This window comes from Paraburkholderia phosphatilytica (assembly GCF_003443895.1).
GTDB lineage: Bacteria > Pseudomonadota > Gammaproteobacteria > Burkholderiales > Burkholderiaceae > Paraburkholderia > Paraburkholderia phosphatilytica.
Genome location: NZ_QQOA01000004.1, coordinates 210,317 through 233,287, shown reverse-complemented (window position 1 = coordinate 233,287; position 22,971 = coordinate 210,317). Strand labels below are relative to the sequence as shown.

Below are 22,971 nucleotides of genomic sequence, written 5' to 3'. Positions count from 1 at the left end.
CGCCTTGCGACATCTACACCGGATCGGCGACGTCCCCCTCGCGCCACTGCTGCACGTAGTCGGGTGGCTCGATCGCCGGCGTGTCGGCTTGCGGCGGCAGCGGCGCGAGCGCCATCGGCAGGACGCCAGCCCAGACGGGCAGCGCGAGATCGTCCTCGTCGTCGGCGGGACCGCCGGTGCGGATCTTCGACGCCGCTTCGGCGAGCGCGATGCGCAGCATCGTCGTGGCCGCGAGTTCGCTCGCGTTGCCGCGCCGCACCTGCCGCGAGCGGCCCGGCGCGAAGCCTTCCATGAACGCATCGAGCGCGGCGGCCTTGTGGTCGTCGGGCACGACTTCGAAGCTGCCGTAGATCACCGCGGACCGGTAGTTCATCGAGTGATGGAACGCGGAGCGCGCGAGCACGAGACCGTCGAGATGTGTGATCATCACGCAGACCTGTGCGCCGCTCGCGGCGAGCTTCAGCATCCGGCTGCCGTTCGAACCGTGAATGTATAGATAGTCGCCCTCGCGCCAGCAGGCGGTGGGGATGCAGTGCACGCCGTGCGCGTCGGCGAACGCGACGTGACAGATGAACGCGTCGTCGACGATCGCGTGCAGCGTCGCGCGGTCGTAGTGGCCGCGCTGCGCGATGCGGCGAATGCGGGTGCGAAGGGAGGGCGGAGCGGTTTCGTCGGGCGTGGTGGTGGTCATCGTGGCGTGCGGTGGGCGGCGTGTTGTGGTGGTGAAAGCGTCAACGATAGAAAGATCGCGACGCGCTGCGTAGGTCCACCATCGGGCTCGTGGGTGGGGCCACGCGGTTGCGCGCGCTCGAATCGCTGTTGATGTGCCTAAGCTATGATGCCGTTTCCTTCCGCTCCCGCAATCGATGCGCATCGCGTTGCTTCACCTCACGATGAACCTCTTCCAGCGACTCCTGCTGCTGTTGTGTTTCGTCTGCCTGCCGCTGCAGGGAGTGAGCGCGCATGAACATCATGGCGATGTGGCGGTGGTGCAGGTGGTGCTGGCTGCGAGCACGGGCGAGCACCGCGCGGATGATCGATCGGGTGCGATGGTAGTGGCCGGCACAGCGCATTGCGAGCCGGCAGCGGACCCGATGCGCCGCGGCATGCGCTGTCATTGCACGCACGGCCCGTGCGATGACTGCTGCGCGACGTTGTGCGGCATTCATTGCTGCGCGTTGCCGGCAAGTTTCGCGTTCGCGCCTGATCTGACCGGTGCTGTGCTGCCCCGACCCTGGCCCGACGCGCCGCGCGACGGCGTGATCCTTCCGCCGCGCCTGCGGCCTCCGATCGTCTGAACTGCACGTTCCTGCGTGACGCGCTTTACTGGCGCTTGACGCCTTTACATCTTCGCATCGTTGCCTGGCTGCCCGCGTTTTGTCTTGTTCGCGCAAGGCGACGGTGCGACGTGCTACCCATCAGTTCAATGCCAGACCCGTGACGCAGATGCGAACGCCGCCGCAGGCACACGGCTGCAAGCAGGCCGTCACGCAGGAGGACACATTCATGATTCGCAGGGAATTCATGCTGCGCACGCTGGGCGCCGCGATGTCGGCGGTTTTCGCGCGCGGCAGCTTCGGACAGACGTCGTCGCACGCTGGAATGCAGGGCATGGACGACATGGGCTCGATGCCCGGCATGGCGTCGATGCCATCGATGCACCACGGCGCCGGGAGCGCTCACCAGACTGGCGGGGCCCACGCGATGACCGGCTCCGCGCCGCTCGCGAGCGCCGACGCGCTGCCGGCGGGCGCGCCGCTGGCCATGCTGCGCACGCTCCCGAACGAAAGCCGCGAACCCGGCGTGTTTCGCGCGACGCTCGTCGCGCAGCCTGTCTCGCGCACGCTGCTGCCTGGCCATCCCACGACGTTCTGGCAGTACGACGGCGGCGACGGTGGTGCCGGCGGCGCAGAGGCGGGCCCGGTCGTCGGCCCAATGATCGAGGTTCGCGAGGGCGACACGGTCGAGATCCGCTTCGTGAACCGTCTCGCGCAGCCATCGACGATCCATTGGCACGGCCTGCCGGTGCCACCCGATCAGGACGGCAACCCGGCCGACGCGGTCGCGCCGGGCGGGAGCCGCGTCTACCGCTTCACGTTGCCGCCCGGCAGCGCCGGCACGTACTGGTATCACCCGCATCCGCACCAGTTGTCGGCGGAACAGGTGTTTCGCGGGCTGGCGGGGCCGATCATCGTGCGAGCGCCGGACGATCCGCTTGCCGGCTGGCCGGAGCGACATCTGTTCTTCACTGACCTGAAGCTCGCCGCCGACGGCGCGATCGCTCCGAACTACATGATGGACTGGATGAACGGCCGGGAAGGGCAGTTCGTGCTGGTCAACGGCGCGCGCCGGCCGCGCATCGCGATGGCCGGCGACGAGCGCTGGCGCGTCTGGAACGCGTGCAATGCGCGCTACCTGCTGCTGACGCTCGGCGACGATCATCCGTTCGCGCAGGTCGGCACCGACGGCGGCCTGCTCGCGGCGCCGCGCGAAGGGCTGACGCGTCTGTTGCTCGCGCCTGGCGAGCGGGCCGAGCTGATCGTGCGGGCCAAAGGCGGTGGCGCTTCGGACGGCGCGTCCGCCACCCCCGCCGTGCTGACCGCCGCGCTCTACGATCGCCGCAAGATGTCGATGACGATGTCACACGGCGACGCGAGCCTGCCGCCGTCTCCCGCCATGCCGCTCGCCGACGTCGAGTTCGCGCCGGCGGCAGCGGGCGCCGCGCCGCGTGTGCTACCGGCGAGGCTGCGCGAGATCGCCGCGCCGGCCGCGCCGGTCGCCAGCAAGACGGTGGTGTTCTCCGAACAGATGGACATGGCCACGATGCACCAGCCGGGTGCGGGCATGCACGGCATGCCGGCCGGGATGCACGATCTGCCGGCGGGCATGCGTTTCCTGGTAAACGGCGCATCGTTCGACCCGGCGCGCATCACGCTGACGAGCCGGCGCGGCGACGTCGAACGCTGGTCGATCGACAACCAGTCCGACATGGACCATCCGTTCCATCTGCACGGCACGCAGTTCCAGGTCGTCGAGCGGGTGAAGGGCGGCGTCGTGACGCCCGAGCCGTTCCGCGCGTGGCGCGACACCGTCAACGTGGAGCCCGGCGAGATCGTGCGGATATCGGTGCAGCAGCAGACGGCGGGCGAGCGGATGTTCCACTGCCACATCCTCGAACACGAGGACCTCGGCATGATGGGCACGCTGAAGGTGGTCTGACGGCAGGCGGCGGCCCGTGGCGTTTTGATGCCACGGGCGCCTGAAATGAAAAAACCCGGCGCGAAGCCGGGTTCTCAAGGTTCGGATTCGAACGGATCAGGCAGCTGCCTGGATGTTCGATGCCTGCTTGCCCTTCGGACCTTGCACGACTTCAAAAGAGACCTTCTGGCCTTCCTTCAGAGTCTTGAAGCCGTTCATCTGGATCGCGGAAAAGTGCGCAAACAGATCCTCACCGCCTTCGTCGGGCGTAATGAATCCGAAACCTTTCGCGTCATTGAACCATTTGACCGTACCAGTTGCCATACCAACATCCCCTGTAACTCATGTCTACCACGAGCACGCTCGAAAAGCCTGACGACCCGACCGCTATCGCCCCCTCCTCACTAGCTCACCATCGGCATTTTTTCGAAATATGCGCTGGCTGAAAAAAGTGCCAGCTTGATTGTTGAGGCTCTTTATTCGAGTGTCAAGAAGATTTTGAGATGCATGGTTCGACGTTGTAAATGACTCGATTTCCAGGGTTTCTCCGGCTTTCCTTGTGTGCGGTGGCGCAAGCGGGCCGTCTTGAAAAGTCGCATAATCGACTCACATCAGCAAGGCGCGCTGATGACACTGCGAATGCGGTCTGGCGCGCAGCCCGTCGGCACAGGTTGTGCGATACTCGTTTCCGGGTATTCGCATCGCGCGGCGGTGCGGGATATCCGGGCGTGCCGCCCCTCGCAATCGGCCTCGCCAATTTTGCTGGCTCTGAAGGTTTTCGCAGGGCGAAAGCGGAACGAACCACCGGCGGGCCGGTTGGGTTTTGACAGGATTGCGGGCCTGTCCGAGTTGTTTAGAATGGGTGTATGGCGATTATCCCGGACAAGCAGGACGGCACCGTACTGGAGCGGCAGGAACAGAAGCTGAAGCCGCCGTCCATGTACAAGGTGGTGCTGTTGAATGACGACTTCACGCCGATGGAATTCGTCGTGATGATCGTGCAGGAATACTTCAGCAAGGATCGCGAGACGGCAACGCAGATCATGTTGAAGGTGCATCGAGAGGGACGGGGAGTTTGTGGGGTCTATACGCGGGACATCGCGGCGACCAAAGTTGAGCAGGTAGTTACCCACGCAAGGCAGGCCGGGCATCCGCTGCAGTGCGTGATGGAGGAAGCATGATTGCCCAGGAACTGGAAGTCAGTCTGCACATGGCGTTCATGGAAGCACGCCAGGCGCGGCATGAGTTCATTACGGTCGAACATCTGTTGTTGGCGCTGCTGGACAACCCCACCGCCGCGGAGGTGTTGCGTGCGTGCGCCGCGAACATCGAAGATCTGCGGCAGAACCTGCGCAACTTCATTCATGACAACACGCCGACCGTGCCAGGCACGGACGACGTGGATACGCAGCCCACGCTGGGCTTCCAGCGCGTGATCCAGCGCGCGATCATGCACGTTCAGTCCACCTCGAACGGCAAGAAGGAAGTCACGGGCGCGAACGTGCTCGTCGCGATCTTCGGCGAGAAGGACTCGCACGCGGTGTACTACCTGCAGCAGCAGGGCGTCACCCGTCTCGACGTGGTCAACTTCATCTCGCACGGCATCGCGAAGACGAACAGTTCCGACGCGACGAAAGCGAGCGACGCGAACGCGGAATCCGACGAAGCCGCCGCGCAGAAGGAAACCCCGCTCGCGCAGTTCACCCAGAATCTGAACCAGATGGCGAAGGACGGCCGCATCGATCCGCTGATCGGGCGCGAGTCCGAGGTCGAGCGCGTGGTGCAGGTGCTGTGCCGCCGTCGCAAGAACAATCCGCTGCTGGTCGGCGAGGCCGGGGTCGGCAAGACCGCGATCGCCGAAGGTCTCGCGTATCGGATCACGCGCGGCGAAGTGCCGGATATTCTGGCCGACGCGCAGGTGTATTCGCTCGACATGGGCGCGCTCCTCGCCGGTACCAAGTACCGCGGCGATTTCGAGCAGCGCCTGAAGACGGTGCTGAAGGAACTGAAAGAGCGTCCGCACGCCATTCTGTTCATAGACGAAATCCATACGCTGATCGGCGCGGGCGCCGCGTCGGGCGGTACGCTGGACGCGTCGAACCTGTTGAAGCCGGCGCTGTCGTCGGGCACGCTCAAGTGCATCGGCGCGACCACGTTCACCGAATACCGCGGCATCTTCGAAAAGGATGCGGCGCTGTCGCGGCGCTTCCAGAAGGTCGACGTGACGGAGCCGACGGTCGAGCAGACGGTTGCGATCCTGCGCGGCCTGAAGTCGCGCTTCGAGGAACACCACGGCGTGAAGTACTCGTCGGGTGCGCTGTCGGCGGCGGCTGAGCTGTCGGCGCGCTTCATTACCGATCGCCATCTGCCGGACAAGGCGATCGACGTGATCGACGAAGCGGGCGCGGCGCAGCGCATCCTGCCGAAGTCGAAGCAGAAGCGCACCATCGGCAAGACCGAGATCGAGGAAATCATCTCGAAGATCGCGCGCGTGCCGCCGCAAAGCGTGTCGCAGGACGACCGCAGCAAGCTGCAGACGCTGGACCGCGACCTGAAGGCCGTCGTGTTCGGCCAGGATCCGGCCATCGATGCGCTGTCCGCGTCCATCAAGATGGCGCGCGCGGGTCTCGGCAAGACCGACAAGCCGATCGGCGCGTTCCTGTTCTCCGGCCCGACGGGTGTCGGCAAGACCGAAGTGGCGCGCCAGCTGGCGTTCACGCTCGGCATCGAGCTGATCCGCTTCGACATGTCGGAGTACATGGAGCGTCACGCGGTGAGCCGTCTGATCGGCGCGCCGCCGGGATACGTCGGGTTTGACCAGGGCGGTCTGCTCACCGAAGCCGTTACGAAGAAGCCGCACTGCGTGCTGCTGCTCGACGAAATCGAGAAGGCGCATCCGGACATCTACAACGTGCTGCTGCAGGTGATGGACCACGGCACGCTGACGGACAACAACGGACGCAAGGCCGACTTCCGCAACGTCATCATCATCATGACGACGAACGCGGGCGCGGAAGCGATGAACAAGTCGACGATCGGCTTCACCACGCGCCGCGAAACCGGCGACGAAATGGCCGACATCAAGCGCATGTTCACGCCGGAGTTCCGCAATCGTCTGGACGCGACCATCAGCTTCCGCTCGCTCGATGAAGAAATCATCATGCGCGTGGTCGACAAGTTCCTGATGCAGCTCGAGGACCAGCTGCACGAGAAGAAGGTCGACGCGCTCTTCACCGACGCGCTGCGCAAGCATCTCGCGAAGCACGGTTTCGATCCGCTGATGGGTGCGCGCCCGATGCAGCGTCTGATCCAGGACACGATCCGTCGTGCGCTGGCCGACGAGCTGCTCTTCGGCAAGCTGATGAACGGCGGCCGCGTGACGGTCGACGTCGATGCCGACGACAAGGTGCAGCTCACGTTCGACGAAACGCCGGCGCCGCGCAATCCGGAAGCGGTGGAAGTCGAGTAAGTCTCGACGAAGCTTCAACGCAAAACGGCGTGGTTCCGAAAGGAACCACGCCGTTTTTTATCGGCGTTGCAAAGCCGACCTCAATGCTTCCCGGTGCTGCCGAACCCGCCTTCCCCGCGCTCGCTGGCGGGAAATTCATCGACGATATTGAACTGCGCCTGCACGACCGGCACGATCACCAGCTGTGCGAGGCGTTCCATCGGGTTCAGCACGAACGTGGTGGTGCCGCGGTTCCACGTCGAGATCATCAGCTCACCTTGATAATCCGAATCGATCAGCCCGACGAGGTTGCCGAGCACGATCCCATGCTTGTGGCCGAGGCCCGAGCGCGGCAGGATCAGCGCTGCATAGCCGGGGTCGCCGACGTGAATCGCGAGACCGGTCGGCACCAGCGCCGTCTGTCCAGGTTCGAGCGTCAGCGGCGCGTCGAGGCACGCGCGCAGGTCGAGCCCGGCGCTGCCGGTGGTCGCGTAGTGGGGCAGGTGTTCGCGCATGCGCGGGTTCAGGATCTTCAGGTCGAGTTTCATGCGGTATCGCTGTGAAGGATTGAAAAGGAAAGTGGCGCCCGGTTCAGCGAGGCAATTCAAATGCGGACGCCAGCAGCTCGTACGAGCGCAGCCGCGCCCGATAGCTGCCTGCAACGGTCAGCACGACGAGCTCGTCCGCGTCGAACTGGCTTTGCAGCGCGTGCAGCCGTTCGGTGACGGTGTCCGGTGTGCCGATGATGCTGCGCGGCTTCTCGCGGTCGATGATCAGGCGCTCGCGGTCGCCGTACTCCTGCGCGAGCCCTTGCTCGACTGACGGAATCGGCAGGTTGAGGCCGTAGGCCATCTGCACGCGCCGCAGGTCGACGGCTTTTTCGAGGTCGAAGGCTTCCTGCTCGGTGTCGGCGCAGATCACGAAAACCGCCGCGGCCAGATACGGGCGCGCCTCGTGGCCGGGCACGAAGCGTTCGCGGTAGGCCTCGGCAACCGCGTGGCCGAAGTGCGCGTTGATGAAATGCGCGAACGCGAAGCGGATGCCGAGCTGCGCCGCGAGCAGTCCGCCGAAGTCGCTCGAGCCGAGCATCCACAACTGCGGCCGCGTGTCGATCTGCGGTTGCAGCAGCACGCCGTGCGCGAGATGCGTCTCCGGCAGCGTGCCGTCCATCAGCCCGACGAGATCGATCACCTGCTGCGTGAAGATGTCGCCGCGATTGTAGCCGCCGGCCGCGACCGCCTGCGCGGTGCGCATGTCGCCACCCGGCGCGCGTCCGACGCCGAGATCGATGCGCCCCGGAAACAGCGCTTCGAGCATCAGGAACTGCTCGGCGACCTTGAACGGGCTGTAGTACGGCAGCATCACGCCGCCCGAGCCGATGCGGATGCGTTTCGTCACGCTGCCAAGCCGCGCGAGCATCACTTCGGGGCACGGGTTCGACACGCCGTGGAGCCCATGATGCTCGGCACACCAGTAACGCGTGTAGCCGAGGTCGTCCGCGAGCTGCGCGAGTTCGACAGTCGCGGCGATCGCGTCGCCAGTGGAATGCCCGGCGATGACGGGCGTCTGATCGAGCACGGAAAGTAACGTCATGATCGCGCTCCAGCGAACTCAGGACTCAGGCCGGCGGATTCCGGCCCGGCAGCCGCTTCGCGATTTCAGCGACCAGCGTGCGCGCGAGCGTGTGCTTGCCGGCGCGCGGCAGCTTCGTCGCACCGGCTTCTTCGAACAGCACGACTTCGTTGTCGTCGAGACCGAAGGTCAGCGGGCCCAGGTTGCCGATCAGCAGCGGCACGTTCTTGCGCTTGCGCTTTTCTTCGCCGTGCACGTCGAGGTCGCCGCTTTCGGCCGCGAAGCCGACGCAATACGGCGCGTTCGGCAGCTTCGCCACGGCCGCGAGAATGTCGGGGTTCTCGACGAACGTGAAGTTCGGCACCTGCCGTTCGGCCGTCTTCTTGATCTTGTGTTCGCTCACGTGATCGACGCGCCAGTCCGCCACCGCGGCCACGCCGATGAACACATCGTAGGCGCCGATCGCAAGTTCGTGCATTACCGCGTCGTACATCTGCTGCGCGCTCTGCACGTCTTCGCGATACACGCCCCACGGCGTGTCGAGCCCGACCGGCCCCGCCACCAGATGCACTTCCGCGCCGGCCTGCTGCGCCGCGCGCGCGAGCGCGAAGCCCATCTTGCCGCTCGAACGGTTGGTGATGCCGCGCACCGGGTCGAGCGCCTCGAAGGTCGGGCCGGCAGTGATCAGCACGCGCCGCTTCGCGAGCGTTTTCGCGGTGAAGAACGACACGATCGCTTCATACGCCGCTTCCGGCTCGATCATCCGGCCATCGCCGACTTCGCCGCACGCCTGCGGACCCGAATCAGGGCCGAGCAGCTCGATGCCGTCCGCGCGCAATTGCGCGACGTTGCGCTGCGTGGCGGGGTTCTGCCACATCTGCCGGTTCATCGCGGGTACGGCGAGCAGCGGGCAGTCGCGCGCGATGCACAGCGTGGTGAGCAGGTCGTCGGCCATGCCGTGCGCGAGCTTCGCGAGGAAATCGGTCGACGCCGGCGCGATCACGATCGCATCCGCTTCGCGCGACAGATCGATATGCGGCATGTTGTTCGCGATGCGCGCGTCCCACTGGCTCGTGTAGACGGGCCGGCCGGACAGCGCCTGCATCGTGACGGGCGTGATGAACTGCGTGGCCGCGTCGGTCATCACGACCTGCACGGTCGCGCCGGCTTTCGTGAGGAGGCGCGTGAGCTCGGCGATCTTGTAGCAGGCGATGCCGCCCGTCATGCCGAGCACGAGGTGCTTGCCAGCGAGTTCGGCGCCTGGAATCTGTGTGGCCAAAGAAGCCTCCGACAACGCAGTGGAAACGCACGGCGACCGGGCGTCACGACGACGGCCGGCTACCGCGCTGACACGTCAACCGCACGTCAACCGCGCAACAAGAATACGAAACCCGCGCGAAATCAGCGCGCGCCGCGCACGCGCCGCAGTTCGTCGAGCACCAGCAGGATCGCGCCGACCGTGATCGCGCTGTCCGCCAGATTGAACGCGGGCCAATGCCACGCGCCGACGTGAAAGTCGAGGAAGTCGATCACGTGGCCGTACATCAGCCGGTCGATCACGTTGCCGAGCGCGCCGCCCGCGATCAGCGCGAGCGCGGTGCAGAACAGGCGCTGCGTGGCGTGACGCTTGAGCAGGTAGCAGATCACCACCGCCGCGATCACGCCGAGCGCGGTAAACGCCCAGCGCTGCCAGCCGCCCGCCATCGCGAGGAAGCTGAACGCGGCGCCGCGATTCCACACGAGGATCAGGTTGAAGAACGACGTGAGTTCGTGCGGCCGGCCGTATTCGAACACCTTCGAGACGGCGATCTTCGTCAGCTGGTCGAACAGGATCACGATGAGCGCAATGCCCACCCACGGCGCGAGCGAACCGCCCGCGGATTTCGACGACACCGATCGGGCCATTATGCCGCGCTCCTCGTTTCACCGCTGCCGAACAGGTTGCTGATGCAGCGTCCGCACAGCGTGGGATGTTCGGCGTCCTGGCCGACGTCCGCGCGGTAGTGCCAGCAGCGCTCGCACTTCAGGTACTTCGACGAGATCACCTCCACGCCTTCTTCTTCAGGCGTGTTGACCTTCACGACTGTCGCCGCCGACGTGATCAGCACGAACTTCAGGTCCGCGCCGAGGCTCGCGAGCGCATCGTGACGCGCGCCGCTCGCGCGGATCTCGACTTCGGCCTGCAGCGACGAACCGATCAGGTTCGCGACGCGCGCCTCTTCGAGCGCCTTCGTCACGTTGCCACGCACTTCGCGCAGCAGCGTCCACTTGTCGATCAGCGCGGCCGCGTCTGGCACGTCCGGATACGTGTGATAGACCTCGGTGAAGATCGTTTCGCTCTGCGGCTGGAACACCTTCCACGCTTCTTCCGCCGTGAACGACAGGAACGGCGCGATCACGCGCAGCAGGCCTTGTGTGACGTGCCACAGCGCGGTCTGCGCGGCGCGGCGCGCGGCCGAATCCGGCGCGGTGGTGTACAGGCGGTCCTTCAGCACGTCGAGGTAGAAGCCGCCCAGATCTTCCGAGCAGAACGTGGTCAGCTTCGCGACCACCGGGTGGAACTCGTAGCGGTCGTAGTGCGCGAGCACGTCGGCTTGCAGCGCGCCCGTGAGCGCCACGGCGTAACGATCGATCTCGAGCCAGTCGCTGACCGGACGCGCGTGCTTCGCGTAATCGAAGTCGGTCAGGTTCGCGAGCAGGAAGCGCACCGTGTTGCGAATACGGCGATAGCCTTCCGTCACGCGCTTCAGGATTTCCTCGGAGATCGCGAGTTCGCCCGAGTAGTCGGTCGACGCGATCCATAGGCGGATGATTTCCGCGCCGAGACGGTTCGACACTTCGTGCGGGTCGATGCCGTTGCCGAGCGACTTCGACATCTTGCGGCCTTCGCCGTCGACGGTGAAGCCGTGCGTGAGCAGCGCGTTGTACGGCGGCCGGCCGTCCAGCATCGATGCGGTGAGCAGCGACGAGTGGAACCAGCCGCGGTGCTGGTCCGAGCCTTCGAGGTAGAGATCCGCCGGGAACTGGAGATCAGCTTTGTGCGAGCCGCGCAGCACGTGCCAGTGCGTCGTGCCGGAGTCGAACCAGACGTCGAGCGTGTCGCGGTTCTTCTCGTACATATTCGCGTCGTCGCCGATCAGCTCGCGCGGATCGAGCGTCTGCCAGGCCTCGATGCCGTCTTTCTCCACGCGCGTCGCCACTTCCTCGAGCAGTTCCAGCGTGCGCGGATGCAGGTCGCCGGTTTCCTTGTGCACGAAGAACGCCATCGGCACGCCCCACTGGCGCTGGCGCGACAGCGTCCAGTCCGGCCGGTTCGCGATCATGCTGAAGAGCCGCTGCTTGCCCCACGACGGATAGAACGCCGTCGCCTCGATGCCCGCGAGGGCGGTTTCGCGCAGCGTGCGTTCGCCGTCGTTCGGCTTGATGTCCATGCCGGCGAACCACTGCGACGTGGCGCGATAGATGATCGGCGTCTTGTGGCGCCAGCAGTGCATGTAGCTGTGCGAGTACTTTTCGCTGCGCAACAGGGTGCCGGCTTCGCGCAACGTCTCGACGATCTTCGGATTCGCGGCCCAGATCGACAGCCCGCCGAACAGCGCGAGCGATTCGACGTAGCGGCCATCGCCCATCACCGGGTTGATGATGTCGGAGTCGGACATGCCGTGCGCCTTGCACGACACGAAGTCTTCCACGCCGTACGCCGGCGACGAGTGCACGATGCCCGTGCCGGTGTCGGTCGTCACGTATTCGCCGAGGTAGACGGGCGCGGTGCGGCCGTACGCCGGATGCGCGGACGCGAGCGGATGATGAAAGCGCAGGTTCGCGAGCGCGGCGCCGGGCGCGGTGCCGAGGATCTCACCGCCTTGCAGCTCGAACTCCTTCATGCACGCTTCGACGCGTTCCTGCGCGAGGATCAGCAGACCGCGCGACGTGTCGACGAGCGCGTAGGTCACCTCGGGGTGCACGTTGAGCGCCTGGTTCGCGGGGATCGTCCACGGCGTGGTGGTCCAGATCACGATGCCGCCTTCGGCGCGCGGCAGCGATGCAAGACCGAACGCCTTCGCCGTGGCGTCGGGTTCGGCGAACGGGAACAGCACGTCGATCGTCGGATCGGTCTTGTCCTTGTACTCGACTTCCGCTTCAGCGAGCGCCGAGCCGCAGTCGAAACACCAGTTGACCGGCTTCAGGCCGCGGAACACGTAGCCCTTCTCCATGATCTTCGCGAGCGCGCGGATTTCGCCGGCTTCGTTCGCGGTGTTCATGGTCTTGTACGGGTTGTCCCAGTCGCCGAGCACGCCGAGACGCCGGAAGCCGGCTTTCTGCTTCTCGATCTGTTCGGTCGCGTAGGCGCGCGCCTTCGACATCACCTCGGTGACGGGCAGCGACTTGCCGAACTGCTTTTCGATCTGGATTTCGATCGGCATGCCGTGGCAGTCCCAGCCCGGCACGTAGACCGCGTCGAAGCCCGCCATGTTGCGCGCCTTGACGATCATGTCCTTCAGGATCTTGTTCACCGCGTGGCCGAGGTGGATGTCGCCGTTCGCGTACGGCGGGCCATCGTGCAGGATGAACTTCTTGCGGCCCTTCGAGGCGGCGCGGATCTTCTCGTAGACCTTGCGTTCCTGCCACTCCTTCACCCATTGCGGCTCGCGCTTCGGCAGATCGCCGCGCATCGGGAACGGAGTGTCGAGCAGGTTGACCGGGTAGCGGGACGGTTTCGAATCAGCTTTCTTGTTGCTCATGGTGGGATCACGGTGAATGCGGTAACGGGGGCCGGGCGATGTCGGTACCCGGCCGGCCCGGGCTGCGGCGACCGGCGCTTCGATCGCTCCGCCTGCCAGCGCTCGTGCGCGGGGGCGAATGGTGCGGCGATGCGAAACGAAGCGCGGTGCGGCGCGTGCACCGGAGCGCCCAACTGAGGCGGCTCCGGCGCGGACGGCGTTTATCTAATTCGGTCGGTGGCCGAGGTCGCGAAGCCGGTGGACCGGCTGCCCGGCGCCTCGCCAGCGGCCGCGAACCAGGCGCGGGTGGCTTCGACGTCGCGCGCGATCGCGGCGGTCAGCGTTTCGAGGTCCACGAACTTTTCCTCGTCGCGCAGCTTCTTCAGGAATTCGACGCGCACGAGTTTGCCATACGCGTCGCCATGCCAGTCGAGCAGATGCACTTCGAGCAGCACGCGGCCGGAGTCGTCGACCGTGGGCCGCAGACCCAGGCTCGCGACGCCTTGCAGCGGCTCCGCTTCGATGCCATGCACGCGCACGACGAAGATGCCCGACAGCGCGGGGCGCTTGTGCGCGATCGGCAGGTTCAGCGTAGGAAAGCCGAGGTCGCGGCCGAGCTTCGCGCCGTGCACCACGTGACCGCTGATCAGGTAGTCGCGGCCGAGCGCGGCGCGCGCCGCGTCGAGGTCGCCCGCCATCAGCGACGTGCGCACGCCCGAGCTGGAGATGCGCGCGCCCGAGGGGTCCGCGACGGTGGCCATCTGCTCGACCTCGAAGCCGTACTGTTCGCCCGCGGCTTTCAGCGACGCGAAATCGCCCGCGCGCTTCGCGCCGTAGCGGAAGTCGTCGCCGATCATCACCCAGCGCGCGTGCAGCCCGTTGACGATGATCCGCTCGACGAAGCTTGCCGGCGACTGGCTCGCGAACGTGTGATTGAAATGCTCCACCACCACGCGGTCGACGCCGTTCATCCGCAGCGCCTCGAGCTTGTCGCGCAGCATCGCGATGCGCGGCGGCGCGCCGGCCGGGTTGAAGAACTCGCGCGGGTGCGGCTCGAAGGTCATCACGCAGACGGGCAGGCCGCGCGCGTCGGCGGCCGCGCGCACGTGCGCGAGCAACGCCTGATGCCCGCGGTGGACACCGTCGAAGTTGCCGATGGTGAGCGCGCAGGGCGCCCGGCTCTCGGCATTGGGAAGACCGCGGAAGACTCTCACGATAGCGGGTGGTCAAGGAGCCGCGCGGCGGCGGCGCAATTGCGCGGCACGGGGTGCCGCAAAACGTTCGATTATAAACGCAGCCGACGTTCCCGGCTTCGTGGCACCGATCGCGATAGTGCCGAATGATAAAATCCGCGGATGAAAAAACTCGTCATCCTGATTTCGGGGCGGGGCAGCAACATGGAAGCGATCGTACGCGCGTGCGCGAACGATGGCTGGCCGGCGCAGGTCGCCGCCGTGATTGCGAACCGTCCCGACGCCGCCGGACTCGAATTCGCGGCGTCGCAACGCATTGCCACGGCGGTCGTCGACCATCGCCAGTTTCCCGACCGTGAAAGCTTCGACGCGGCGCTCGCCCGCGAGATCGACGCGCATGCGCCCGATCTCGTCGTGCTCGCCGGCTTCATGCGCGTGCTGACCGACGGTTTCGTCGACCGCTACGCGGGGCGCATGCTGAATATCCATCCGTCGCTGCTGCCGAGCTTCCCGGGCCTGAAGACGCATCAGCAGGCGCTCGACGCCGGCGCGCGTGTGCACGGCGCGTCGGTGCATTTCGTCACGTCGCAGCTCGATCATGGACCGATCGTCGCGCAGGCGGCGGTGCCGGTGCTCGCAGGCGATGACGCTGCCGCGCTCGCCGCGCGCGTGCTCGCGGTCGAGCACGTGCTGTATCCGCGCGCGGTGCGCTGGTTCGTCGACGGGCGGCTCGCGCTCGACGGCTTGCGTGTGACGGTCACGCCGCCGGAGCCGCAGTGGCTGTTCGCCGATCCCGCCGCCGCGGGCGCCAATGACAGTGCCGCAGCCGCCGCGAGTGCGGGCCGCGGTCAACCGGATTCCGCCGTGGAGGGCGCATGAAGTTGCATGGTTTCCTGATCGGCCAGACCGAGACGTTGCTCGCCGAGATCCTCAAGTTCGAAGGCCCCGCTGACGCGACGACGAGCCGCTTTTTTCGCGCGCATCCGAAGTTGGGGCACGGCGAACGCGGCGTGATCGCCGAGGCGGTGTTCGCGGTGCTGCGGCGCCGGATGGAGTTCGCGCACCTCGCCGAAGGCGGCGTCGGCAGTCCGACGCGGCGCCTGACGCTGCTCGGCCTGATGCAGACGGCCGGCCGCGGCGCGCTGAAGCCGTTCCTGTCGGAAGGCGAGGCGCAGTGGCTGGAGCACGTCGCGAAGATCGATCCGGCGAGCCTGCCGCTGCGCATCCGCATGAACCTGCCCGACTGGGTGCAGCAGGCGCTCGCGCAGCGCTTCGAGCCGGACGAGCTCGCGCGCCTCGCGGCCGCGCTGATCTACCCGGCGCCGCTCGATCTGCGCACGAACGTGATCAAGACCGATCGCGATGGCCTGCTCGCCGCGCTGCGCAGCGCCGGCATCGACGCCGCGCCGACGCCGTTCGCGCCGCTCGGCGTGCGGGTGGACGGCAAGCCCGCGCTGACGAAGCTCGACGCGTTCCAGCACGGCGGCTTCGAAGTGCAGGACGAGGGCAGCCAGCTGCTGTGTTCGCTGGTCGCGCCGAAGCGCGGCGAGATGATCGTCGACTTCTGCGCGGGCGCGGGCGGCAAGACGCTCGCGCTCGGCGCGGCGATGCGCTCCACCGGCCGTCTGTATGCGTTCGACATCTCCGACAAGCGGCTCGCGAAGCTGAAGCCGCGGCTGGCGCGCAGCGGGCTGTCGAACGTGAATCCGGTGCTGATCGACAGCGAGCACGACGCGAAGATCAAGCGCCTCGCGGGCAAGATCGACCGGGTGCTCGTGGATGCGCCGTGCAGCGGGCTCGGCACGCTGCGCCGCAATCCGGACCTGAAGTGGCGCCAGTCGCAGGACGCGATCGGCGAACTGACGCCGAAGCAACTGTCCATCCTGACGAGCGCGGCGCGTCTCGTGAAGAAGGGCGGCCGGCTCGTCTACGCGACCTGCAGCATTCTCGACGCGGAGAACGAAGGTGTCGTCGCGCAGTTTCTCGCGGCGCACCCGGGCTTTGCGCTGGTGCCGGCGCGCGACGTGCTCGCCGAGCAGCGTATCGAGCTCGATACCGGCGACTACCTGTCGCTGTGGCCGCACCGTCATGCCACCGACGGCTTCTTTGCCGCGGTGCTCGAACGGCGCGAGTAAGCGCTCGCTCGTTTGCGGTGAGCCGGCATCGTGCTTCGGCTCACCGCTGATTTCCTGCTTTCTGCCGGCGTCCCTTCGCTTGCGGCGCGCCTCCCCGGCGCGTCGAGTTGCCGCACCGGTAACTCTGACCGGCTTTCCTGATGAGGTTCCCATCGCTTTTCAGCGGGCGCGGCGCGTGCGTCATACCGGCATCGGGTGGTCATTCGGGTATTTCCCGCTTCTGTTCGGGGCATTGAAAATTCGCCAACGCGCTACCCTATCGTTGCGATAAGGCAAAAAAATCTTCATTTGTTACAAACACTTGGAACCGTTCGCGTAAAATGCCCTCCAACTCGCTGAATGGCTTTCGTTTCCCTTGACATCCGCTCCCGGCATCACTGGTTCGCGGTTGGTCTCTTCGCTCCACAGGTAAATCGCCTTGCTGAATTCCCTGCTTGATTTCCTTGCCCACGGCCTGCTCCGCTTCTCGTGGTGGCAAATCGTGCTGGCCGCGCTCGTGATGACGCATATCACGATCATCGGCGTCACTGTCTATCTGCATCGCTGCCAGGCGCACCGCGCGCTGGATCTGCACCCGGTCGCGAGTCACTTCTTCCGCTTCTGGCTGTGGATGTCCACCGGCATGCTGACGGGGCAGTGGGCGGCGATCCACCGCAAGCACCACGCGAAATGCGAGACGGAAGAAGATCCGCACAGCCCGCAGACGCGCGGCATCTGGAAGGTGCTGCTCGAAGGCGCCGAACTCTATCGCACCGAAGCGAAGAACGAAGAAACGCTGCGCAAGTTCAGCCACGGCACGCCGAACGACTGGATCGAACGCAACGTGTACACGAAGTACCCGATCCTCGGCGTGAGCCTGATGATGGTGATCGACGTGGCGCTGTTCGGCATCGTTGGTCTGTCGGTGTGGGCCGTGCAGATGGTATGGATTCCGTTCTGGGCGGCGGGCGTCGTCAACGGTCTCGCGCACTTCTGGGGCTACCGTAACTTCAACTCGGCGGACGCGAGCACCAACATCCTGCCGTGGGGCATCCTGATCGGCGGCGAAGAACTGCACAACAATCACCATACGTTCGCAACATCCGCGAAGCTCTCGAACAAGTGGTACGAGTTCGACATCGGCTGGATGTACATCCGCATCATGTCGGCATTCCGCCTCGCGAAGGTGAAGAAGGTCGCGCCCACGCCGAAGCTCACGAAGGGCAAGCTCGTGCTCGACCAGGAAACGCTGCAGGCCGTGCTGTCGAACCGCTACGAAGTGATGGCGCGTTACGGCAAGGCGCTGAAGCGCGCGTATCGCCAGGAACTGGCGCACCTGAAGGAAATGGGCGCGCGCGAGAAGTATCAGCTGATGCGCGGCGCGCGCAAGTGGTTCCACAAGGAAGAGGCAGGCCTCGACGAGCCGCAGAAACGCCAGCTGCCGCAACTCTTCGCGGACAGCCAGAAGCTGCGCACCTTCATCGAACTGCGCAACGAGCTGAGCGCGATCTGGGAACGTTCGAATGCATCGCGCGAACAGTTGCTCGCACAGCTGCAGGACTGGTGCCACCGCGCCGAACAAAGCGGCATCAAGGCACTTCAGGAATTCGCGACGCGGCTGCGCCGCTACGCGTGATTCCCGCTCTCTGAACAACAGCTGTCCCGGAATCCGTTAAACTTTCGGAACGTCACAAAACCCCGCGTTGGCGGGGTTTTGCTTTTTTGGGCCGTCAAAAGTTGTCTGGCATCGAAGGTGAGTTGACGGCAGTCGTGCAGGGCAGAGGAAATCATGAATCAGGCGATCAGGAGCGTCGCATACGACCGGCCGCAAGGTCTCGTGTGCGGGGTCGGCGAAGCTTGGGCGAGGGTGCCGGACGCACCTTCGGCGGAGGAGAGACAGGCGTTGAAGGCGCGCATCCGCGCGCTGCTCGAACGCGAGAAAGCGGTGCTCGTCGCGCACTACTACGTGGATGCGGAACTGCAGGAGCTCGCCGACGAAACCGGCGGCTGCGTGGCCGATTCGCTCGAGATGGCGCGCTTCGGACGCGATCACGATGCGCGTACGCTGGTGGTGGCGGGTGTTCGCTTCATGGGCGAGACCGCGAAAATATTGAGTCCCGACAAGCGCATCCTGATGCCGGATCTCGACGCGACCTGTTCGCTCGATCTCGGCTGTCCCGTCGACGAATTCTCGGCGTTCTGCGATGAGCATCCCGACCGTACCGTCGTTGTCTACGCGAACACGAGCGCGGCGGTGAAGGCGCGCGCGGACTGGATGGTCACGTCGTCGATCGGGCTCGAGATCGTCGCCGATCTGCATGCGCGCGGCGAGAAGATCATCTGGGCGCCGGATCGTCATCTGGGCGGCTACATCCAGAAGCAGACCGGCGCGGACATGCTGATGTGGCAGGGCTCGTGTCTCGTGCACGACGAGTTCAAGGGTATCGAACTCGACCTGCTGCGCGCCGAGTATCCGCACGCGAAGGTGCTCGTGCATCCGGAGTCGCCGGCGAACGTGGTGGAGCAGGCAGATGTGGTCGGTTCGACGACGCAGCTGATCGACGCCGCGGTGAAGCTCGACGCGTCGCACTTCATCGTCGCGACCGATCTCGGCATCCTGCACAAGATGCGGCTCGCGGCGCCGGGCAAGACCTTCATCGAAGCACCCACTGCCGGCAACAGCGCAACCTGCAAGAGCTGCGCGCATTGCCCGTGGATGGCGATGAACGGCCTCGCGAATCTCGCCGATGTGCTGGAGCGTGGGCACAACGAGATTTTCGTCGATCGCGCGATCGGAGAACGGGCGCGCGTACCGATCGACCGGATGCTCGACTTCGCCGCGCGTCGCAAGCAGCGCGTGCAGGCGAGTGGTGATCTCGCGCGTGATGGGCAATTGTTTTCGAAGGTTGGTGCAGCATGAACGCGAATACAGCTGAAGCAACCAACCTCTCAAACGCCATCTCGCCGCTCTTCGCTGAAATCCACGCGCAGTATGGCGACGCGTTCGACGCGGCAATCGCCCGCAACGTCGCCGATGCGCTGGCGGAAGACGTCGGCAGCGGCGACCAGACCGGGCGTCTCGTGCCGGCGGAAACCGTGCGCGACGCGCGGATCGTCGTGCGCGAAGAGGCAGTGCTGTGCGGCGTGTCGTGGTTCGCGGGTGTGATGCGCGCGGTCGACCCGCGCATCGACGTGCAGTGGCGTTATCGCGAAGGCGAGCGGATGAAGGCGGATTCGGTGGTCTGCGAACTGCGCGGCCCGGTGCGCGCGCTGCTGACGGCCGAGCGCAACGGGCTCAATTTTCTGCAGCTGCTTTCAGGCGTGGCAAGCGCGACGCGCCGTTACGTCGATACGATCGAAGGCACGCGCGCGCGCATTCTCGATACCCGCAAGACGCTGCCGGGCCTGCGGCTCGCGCAGAAATACGCGGTGCGCGTGGGTGGCGGCCTGAACCAGCGGCTCGCGCTTTACGACGGCATCCTGATCAAGGAAAACCATATCGCGGCGGCGGGCGGTGTCGGCGCGGCGATGGAGGCCGCGCTCGCGCTGAACGCGGGCGTGTCGATCCAGATCGAAGTCGAGACGCTCGAGCAGCTCGAGACGGCGTTCGCGCATCGCGCGGAGTCGATCCTGCTCGACAACTTTTCGTTCGACATGATGCGCGACGCGGTGCGGATCACCGCTGGACGCGCGGTGCTGGAAGTGTCGGGCAACGTCAACTTCGATACGGTACGTACGATTGCCGAGACGGGCGTCGATCGTATTTCGATCGGCGCGCTGACGAAAGACGTGCGCGCCACCGACTACTCGATGCGGATCGTTTGACGCTTCGTGCCGGCGATCGTTGCCGGCGGCGCTGCCTTAACCTGAAAGGCCATCGTTGCTTCGCGCAACGATGGCTTTTTTGTTTGTCATGAAGTCACGATGTGGCGCATTCTTCGCGCGATGAAGCATCGCATCGCACAGACTGCTGCTGCACGGTAGCGGCTTCCGTCTGCAAGGCGGCATGGCCGTAGCCGTCGCTACCGCGCGCTCTCGATTCGCGCCCCGCCACCACATAGCTGAGCAGTGCGAGCAGCCAGACACCGCAACCGCCATACAGCATCACGCAACCGAAGCCGTGCACGAGCGCCGCGTGCAATGCCGCTCCGCTCGGGTCCACCGCTGATAGCACAGGAAAGCCGCGATGCACGGCGGCGACATCGCCCGCAGCGACATGCCCGGCGAGCTGCCCGAGCGCCCCATCGTCGAGCGAACCTGTCGGCAGCGCGGTCTTCAGCCGCGACACGATGCCGGCCATCAGAATGCCGCCCATCAACGCGATGTTGATCGCGAGCGAGATCATGCGCGCGCTCATGTCGATGCCCGATGCCATCCCCGCGCGCGCGGCCGGCACCGATGCGGTCGTCGTGTTCGTGACTGGCGTGTTGGTCAAACCGAGCCCGATGCCCGCGATCAGACAGCCGGGCAGCATCGTCGCCCAGCTCGCGTGCGGCGACGCGCTGCCGAAGCGCATCAGCATGAAGCCGAGGCCGATCGTGAAGAGTCCGAACGGAATCGCGTTGCCCGGTCCATAGCGCAGCACGAGCCGCTCGCCGAGCGGCGGCACGCAAAGGGTGGGCAGCGTGTAGGCGAGCAGCGCGAGGCCGGCCGTCACGCTGTCGTAGCCGAGACCGACCTGGAAGTAGATCGGCAGATAGATCATGAACGGCCAGAAGCTCACGTTCATCGCCGCCGAGCCAACCAGCGCGCCGGAAAACGGACGGATCCGGAACACCGAGAAGTCGAACATCGGCCGGGCGCTCCATTTTTCCGCGCAGACGAACGCGACGAAGCACGCAGCCGTCGCGAGCGGAATCGCGATGCGCGCCGCGCCGCCGAACGTCAGGTCGCTCGCGCGCGTGATCAGGAACACGAGGCCGAATACGGCGAGCGACAGCGTCACGATCCCGGCGATGTCGAGACGGTCCGCGTGCGGATCGCGCGACTCCTCGACGCCCGCGATGGCCAGCGCCAGCGTGACGACGGCGAGCACGCCGTGCACGAGAAACACCCACTGCCAGTTCAACGCCGCGACGATCGCGCCGCCGATGATGGGCCCGAAACCGAGCCCGATGCCGAGGATTACGCCCCACGCGCTGAACGCTTTCGCGCGCGCGCGTCCGGCCGGGAACTGATGCGACAGCACGGCGACCTGGCAGATCAGCATTGCACCGCCGCTCGCGCCTTGCAGCAGCCGGCCGACGATCAGCAGCGGCACGCTCGGCGCGAGGCCGCATGCGACCGACGCGATGCCGAAGAGCGCAATGCCGATGATGAATAGACGCTTGCGGCCGAAGCGGTCGGCGAGCGTGCCGGTCGCCATCAATACGGTGGTGACCGCGATCGTGTACGCATTCATGATCCACTGCAGACCTTCGAAGGTGCCGCCGGGCATCTTCTCGAGGGTGGGCAGGATGACGGGAACGCTGGATATTTCGAGCCCGAACATCAGCGACGCGAGACACGCGGCGCCGAGTGCGAGGCGGTTCTGGGATAGGTGGGTGGAGGTCATGAGCCTGGGTCGGTCGTATTCGGGTTCGTGCGTGAATGGGATGCGAGGTGGACGGCGTGTGTGTTCGGCGCCGTCGGTGTCATCGCGGGTAGCACGATTTACTATAGGGGGAATCTGGTTCCCGATTGATTCGCTTAATTCCCATCAGTGAATCTTTCGGGGAACCAATACTGAGCAAAAACAGGTACCCGACATGATCGACAGACTGGATGGTGTGACCACGTTCGTGCGCGTGGTCGAAGCGGGCTCGTTCGCGGTGGCGGCCGAGCGGATGGACATGACGCGCTCGGCGGTCGGCAAGGCGATCACGCGGCTCGAAAAGCGGCTCGGCGCGCGCTTGCTCAACCGCACGACGCGCAGCCAGAGTCTTACCGAGGCGGGCCAGGCGTACTACGACCGCTGCGTGCGCGCGTTATCGGAGCTGGAGGCGGCCGAAGCGGATCTGGACTGCGACCGGCGCGAACCGCGCGGCCGGCTGCGCGTCAGCGTGCCGCTCGCGTTCGGGCATTACTGCGTTGCGCCGTTGCTGCTGCGTCTCGCTGAGCGCTATCCGCAACTGCAGGTCGATCTGTCGATCACGGATCGCGCGGTCGATCTGGTGGAGGAGGGTTTCGATCTCGCGGTGCGGATCGGGCGCCTTGCTAACAGCACGACGCTCGCCGCGCGGCGGCTCGGCGTGCAGCATTCGAGCATCGGTGCCGCGCCGTCGTATCTGCGGCGGCATGGCACGCCTGGAAATGTCACGGAGATGGCCGGACATCGCGCGATTGCGTATTCGCGGGCGGGTGTCGCGTTGCCGTGGGACGTGCTCGACGTCGATGGCGAGACGCGGCGCGCGGATGTGTCGATGGGCATCAGCGCCGACGACGTGCAGGCCGTCGTCGATGCGGCGCTCGCCGGCTATGGGCTCGCATGGATGCCGAGCTGGCTGCTCGACCGCTATGTGCAAAGCGGCGAGCTGGTTTGCGTGATGGATCGCTGCTTCCGGCCGGCTCTCGAGATTCACGCGATCTGGCCGCAATCGCGCTATCTGCCGCTGAAGACGCGCGTGGCGATTGATGCGCTCGTAGCCGGGTTGCCTGCGATGACGGATTGAGGCGATCGAGCCGGGCGCGGCCGCGCGATTGTCGCGCGACTGCGCGCCAGGCTTCGCGCGGGCCGGTCAAATCCT

General features: G+C 65.9%; 19 protein-coding genes. 9 read left to right on the top strand and 10 right to left on the bottom strand.

The genetic code is table 11. The features are described from left to right. Window positions 1–13: 13 nt before the first annotated feature. Window positions 14–691, bottom strand: a complete 678-nt coding sequence (locus DVS29_RS06340; RefSeq protein ID WP_118179559.1) for a pyridoxamine 5'-phosphate oxidase family protein — start codon at window positions 689–691, stop codon at window positions 14–16. 142 nt (window positions 692–833) lie between these two features. Then, entirely contained in the window at window positions 834–1,169 is a 336-nt protein-coding gene (locus tag DVS29_RS36820) for a hypothetical protein (protein WP_124800603.1), read from the bottom strand. 337 nt (window positions 1,170–1,506) lie between these two features. Between DVS29_RS36820 and DVS29_RS06330 the strand changes: the two genes are divergently transcribed. Next, window positions 1,507–3,219: a multicopper oxidase family protein gene (locus DVS29_RS06330; protein WP_118179692.1), complete on the top strand. Its 1,713-nt coding sequence runs from the start codon at window positions 1,507–1,509 to the stop codon at window positions 3,217–3,219. 96 nt (window positions 3,220–3,315) lie between these two features. Here the strand turns inward: DVS29_RS06330 and cspD are convergent, their stop codons facing one another. Then, complete coding sequence (gene cspD, locus DVS29_RS06325; protein ID WP_017776809.1) at window positions 3,316–3,522, bottom strand: cold shock domain-containing protein CspD; 207 nt, start codon at window positions 3,520–3,522, stop codon at window positions 3,316–3,318. 542 nt (window positions 3,523–4,064) lie between these two features. On the opposite strand from cspD, the gene clpS reads away from it, so the two are divergent. After that, entirely contained in the window at window positions 4,065–4,379 is a 315-nt protein-coding gene (clpS, locus tag DVS29_RS06320; protein ID WP_118179557.1) for an ATP-dependent Clp protease adapter ClpS, read from the top strand. Then, window positions 4,376–6,667, top strand: a complete 2,292-nt coding sequence (clpA, locus tag DVS29_RS06315; protein WP_118179556.1) for an ATP-dependent Clp protease ATP-binding subunit ClpA — start codon at window positions 4,376–4,378, stop codon at window positions 6,665–6,667. Before clpS ends, clpA begins: the two co-directional genes overlap by 4 nt. Before the next feature lie 80 nt (window positions 6,668–6,747). On the opposite strand, the gene dut is transcribed toward clpA, so the two are convergent. The 6 genes from dut to DVS29_RS06285 all read right to left on the bottom strand — a co-directional run bounded on the left by dut (window position 6,748) and on the right by DVS29_RS06285 (window position 14,153). Beyond that, complete coding sequence (gene dut / locus DVS29_RS06310) at window positions 6,748–7,194, bottom strand: dUTP diphosphatase (protein WP_118179555.1); 447 nt, start codon at window positions 7,192–7,194, stop codon at window positions 6,748–6,750. A 43-nt stretch (window positions 7,195–7,237) separates the two neighbouring features. Further along, window positions 7,238–8,239 (bottom strand): LLM class flavin-dependent oxidoreductase, encoded by a 1,002-nt coding sequence (locus DVS29_RS06305; protein WP_118179554.1) that lies wholly within the window; start codon window positions 8,237–8,239, stop codon window positions 7,238–7,240. Between the two features lie 25 nt (window positions 8,240–8,264). Then, the gene (coaBC, locus tag DVS29_RS06300; protein ID WP_118179690.1) at window positions 8,265–9,485 is read right to left on the bottom strand and encodes a bifunctional phosphopantothenoylcysteine decarboxylase/phosphopantothenate--cysteine ligase CoaBC; all 1,221 of its coding nucleotides are present in this window, start codon (window positions 9,483–9,485) and stop codon (window positions 8,265–8,267) included. A 134-nt stretch (window positions 9,486–9,619) separates the two neighbouring features. After that, window positions 9,620–10,123 (bottom strand): signal peptidase II, encoded by a 504-nt coding sequence (gene lspA, locus DVS29_RS06295; protein WP_118179553.1) that lies wholly within the window; start codon window positions 10,121–10,123, stop codon window positions 9,620–9,622. Continuing rightward, the gene (ileS, locus tag DVS29_RS06290; RefSeq protein WP_118179552.1) at window positions 10,123–12,960 is read right to left on the bottom strand and encodes an isoleucine--tRNA ligase; all 2,838 of its coding nucleotides are present in this window, start codon (window positions 12,958–12,960) and stop codon (window positions 10,123–10,125) included. The genes lspA and ileS overlap by 1 nt, the downstream gene beginning before the upstream one ends. 200 nt (window positions 12,961–13,160) lie before the next feature. After that, window positions 13,161–14,153, bottom strand: a complete 993-nt coding sequence (locus DVS29_RS06285; RefSeq protein WP_118179551.1) for a bifunctional riboflavin kinase/FAD synthetase — start codon at window positions 14,151–14,153, stop codon at window positions 13,161–13,163. A gap of 141 nt (window positions 14,154–14,294) precedes the next feature. Between DVS29_RS06285 and purN the strand changes: the two genes are divergently transcribed. From purN to nadC, 5 genes are all read left to right on the top strand, one after another. After that, complete coding sequence (purN, locus tag DVS29_RS06280; RefSeq protein ID WP_118179550.1) at window positions 14,295–15,011, top strand: phosphoribosylglycinamide formyltransferase; 717 nt, start codon at window positions 14,295–14,297, stop codon at window positions 15,009–15,011. Continuing rightward, window positions 15,008–16,267 carry an RsmB/NOP family class I SAM-dependent RNA methyltransferase gene (locus tag DVS29_RS06275; RefSeq protein WP_118179549.1) on the top strand — a complete coding sequence of 420 codons (1,260 nt, stop codon included), beginning with the start codon at window positions 15,008–15,010 and terminating at the stop codon, window positions 16,265–16,267. Before purN ends, DVS29_RS06275 begins: the two co-directional genes overlap by 4 nt. Window positions 16,268–16,685: 418 nt before the next feature. Next, the gene (locus tag DVS29_RS06270; protein ID WP_118179548.1) at window positions 16,686–17,882 is read left to right on the top strand and encodes a DesA family fatty acid desaturase; all 1,197 of its coding nucleotides are present in this window, start codon (window positions 16,686–16,688) and stop codon (window positions 17,880–17,882) included. 153 nt (window positions 17,883–18,035) lie between these two features. After that, entirely contained in the window at window positions 18,036–19,166 is a 1,131-nt protein-coding gene (nadA, locus tag DVS29_RS06265; protein WP_118179547.1) for a quinolinate synthase NadA, read from the top strand. Then, window positions 19,163–20,071, top strand: a complete 909-nt coding sequence (gene nadC, locus DVS29_RS06260; RefSeq protein WP_118179546.1) for a carboxylating nicotinate-nucleotide diphosphorylase — start codon at window positions 19,163–19,165, stop codon at window positions 20,069–20,071. Before nadA ends, nadC begins: the two co-directional genes overlap by 4 nt. 94 nt (window positions 20,072–20,165) lie before the next feature. On the opposite strand, the gene DVS29_RS06255 is transcribed toward nadC, so the two are convergent. Beyond that, window positions 20,166–21,800: an MFS transporter gene (locus DVS29_RS06255; protein WP_118179545.1), complete on the bottom strand. Its 1,635-nt coding sequence runs from the start codon at window positions 21,798–21,800 to the stop codon at window positions 20,166–20,168. Window positions 21,801–21,993: 193 nt separating this feature from the next. Here DVS29_RS06255 and DVS29_RS06250 point away from each other — a divergent pair, with 193 nt between their 5' ends. After that, entirely contained in the window at window positions 21,994–22,896 is a 903-nt protein-coding gene (locus tag DVS29_RS06250) for a LysR family transcriptional regulator (RefSeq protein ID WP_118179544.1), read from the top strand. Window positions 22,897–22,971: the final 75 nt, after the last annotated feature.

Excerpts from the sequence above, each read along its gene's own strand:
- DVS29_RS06340 (WP_118179559.1), bottom strand. The coding sequence starts at position 691 with ATGACCACCACCACGCCCGACGAAACCGCTCCGCCCTCCCTTCGCACC.
- nadA (WP_118179547.1), top strand. The coding sequence starts at position 18,036 with ATGAATCAGGCGATCAGGAGCGTCGCATACGACCGGCCGCAAGGTCTC.
- dut (WP_118179555.1), bottom strand. The coding sequence starts at position 7,194 with ATGAAACTCGACCTGAAGATCCTGAACCCGCGCATGCGCGAACACCTG.
- clpS (WP_118179557.1), top strand. The coding sequence starts at position 4,065 with ATGGCGATTATCCCGGACAAGCAGGACGGCACCGTACTGGAGCGGCAG.
- DVS29_RS36820 (WP_124800603.1), bottom strand. The coding sequence starts at position 1,169 with ATGAATGCCGCACAACGTCGCGCAGCAGTCATCGCACGGGCCGTGCGT.
- purN (WP_118179550.1), top strand. The coding sequence starts at position 14,295 with ATGAAAAAACTCGTCATCCTGATTTCGGGGCGGGGCAGCAACATGGAA.
- nadC (WP_118179546.1), top strand. The coding sequence starts at position 19,163 with ATGAACGCGAATACAGCTGAAGCAACCAACCTCTCAAACGCCATCTCG.
- lspA (WP_118179553.1), bottom strand. The coding sequence starts at position 10,123 with ATGGCCCGATCGGTGTCGTCGAAATCCGCGGGCGGTTCGCTCGCGCCG.
- DVS29_RS06305 (WP_118179554.1), bottom strand. The coding sequence starts at position 8,239 with ATGACGTTACTTTCCGTGCTCGATCAGACGCCCGTCATCGCCGGGCAT.
- cspD (WP_017776809.1), bottom strand. The coding sequence starts at position 3,522 with ATGGCAACTGGTACGGTCAAATGGTTCAATGACGCGAAAGGTTTCGGA.
- DVS29_RS06250 (WP_118179544.1), top strand. The coding sequence starts at position 21,994 with ATGATCGACAGACTGGATGGTGTGACCACGTTCGTGCGCGTGGTCGAA.
- DVS29_RS06275 (WP_118179549.1), top strand. The coding sequence starts at position 15,008 with ATGAAGTTGCATGGTTTCCTGATCGGCCAGACCGAGACGTTGCTCGCC.
- clpA (WP_118179556.1), top strand. The coding sequence starts at position 4,376 with ATGATTGCCCAGGAACTGGAAGTCAGTCTGCACATGGCGTTCATGGAA.
- DVS29_RS06330 (WP_118179692.1), top strand. The coding sequence starts at position 1,507 with ATGATTCGCAGGGAATTCATGCTGCGCACGCTGGGCGCCGCGATGTCG.
- ileS (WP_118179552.1), bottom strand. The coding sequence starts at position 12,960 with ATGAGCAACAAGAAAGCTGATTCGAAACCGTCCCGCTACCCGGTCAAC.
- DVS29_RS06255 (WP_118179545.1), bottom strand. The coding sequence starts at position 21,800 with ATGACCTCCACCCACCTATCCCAGAACCGCCTCGCACTCGGCGCCGCG.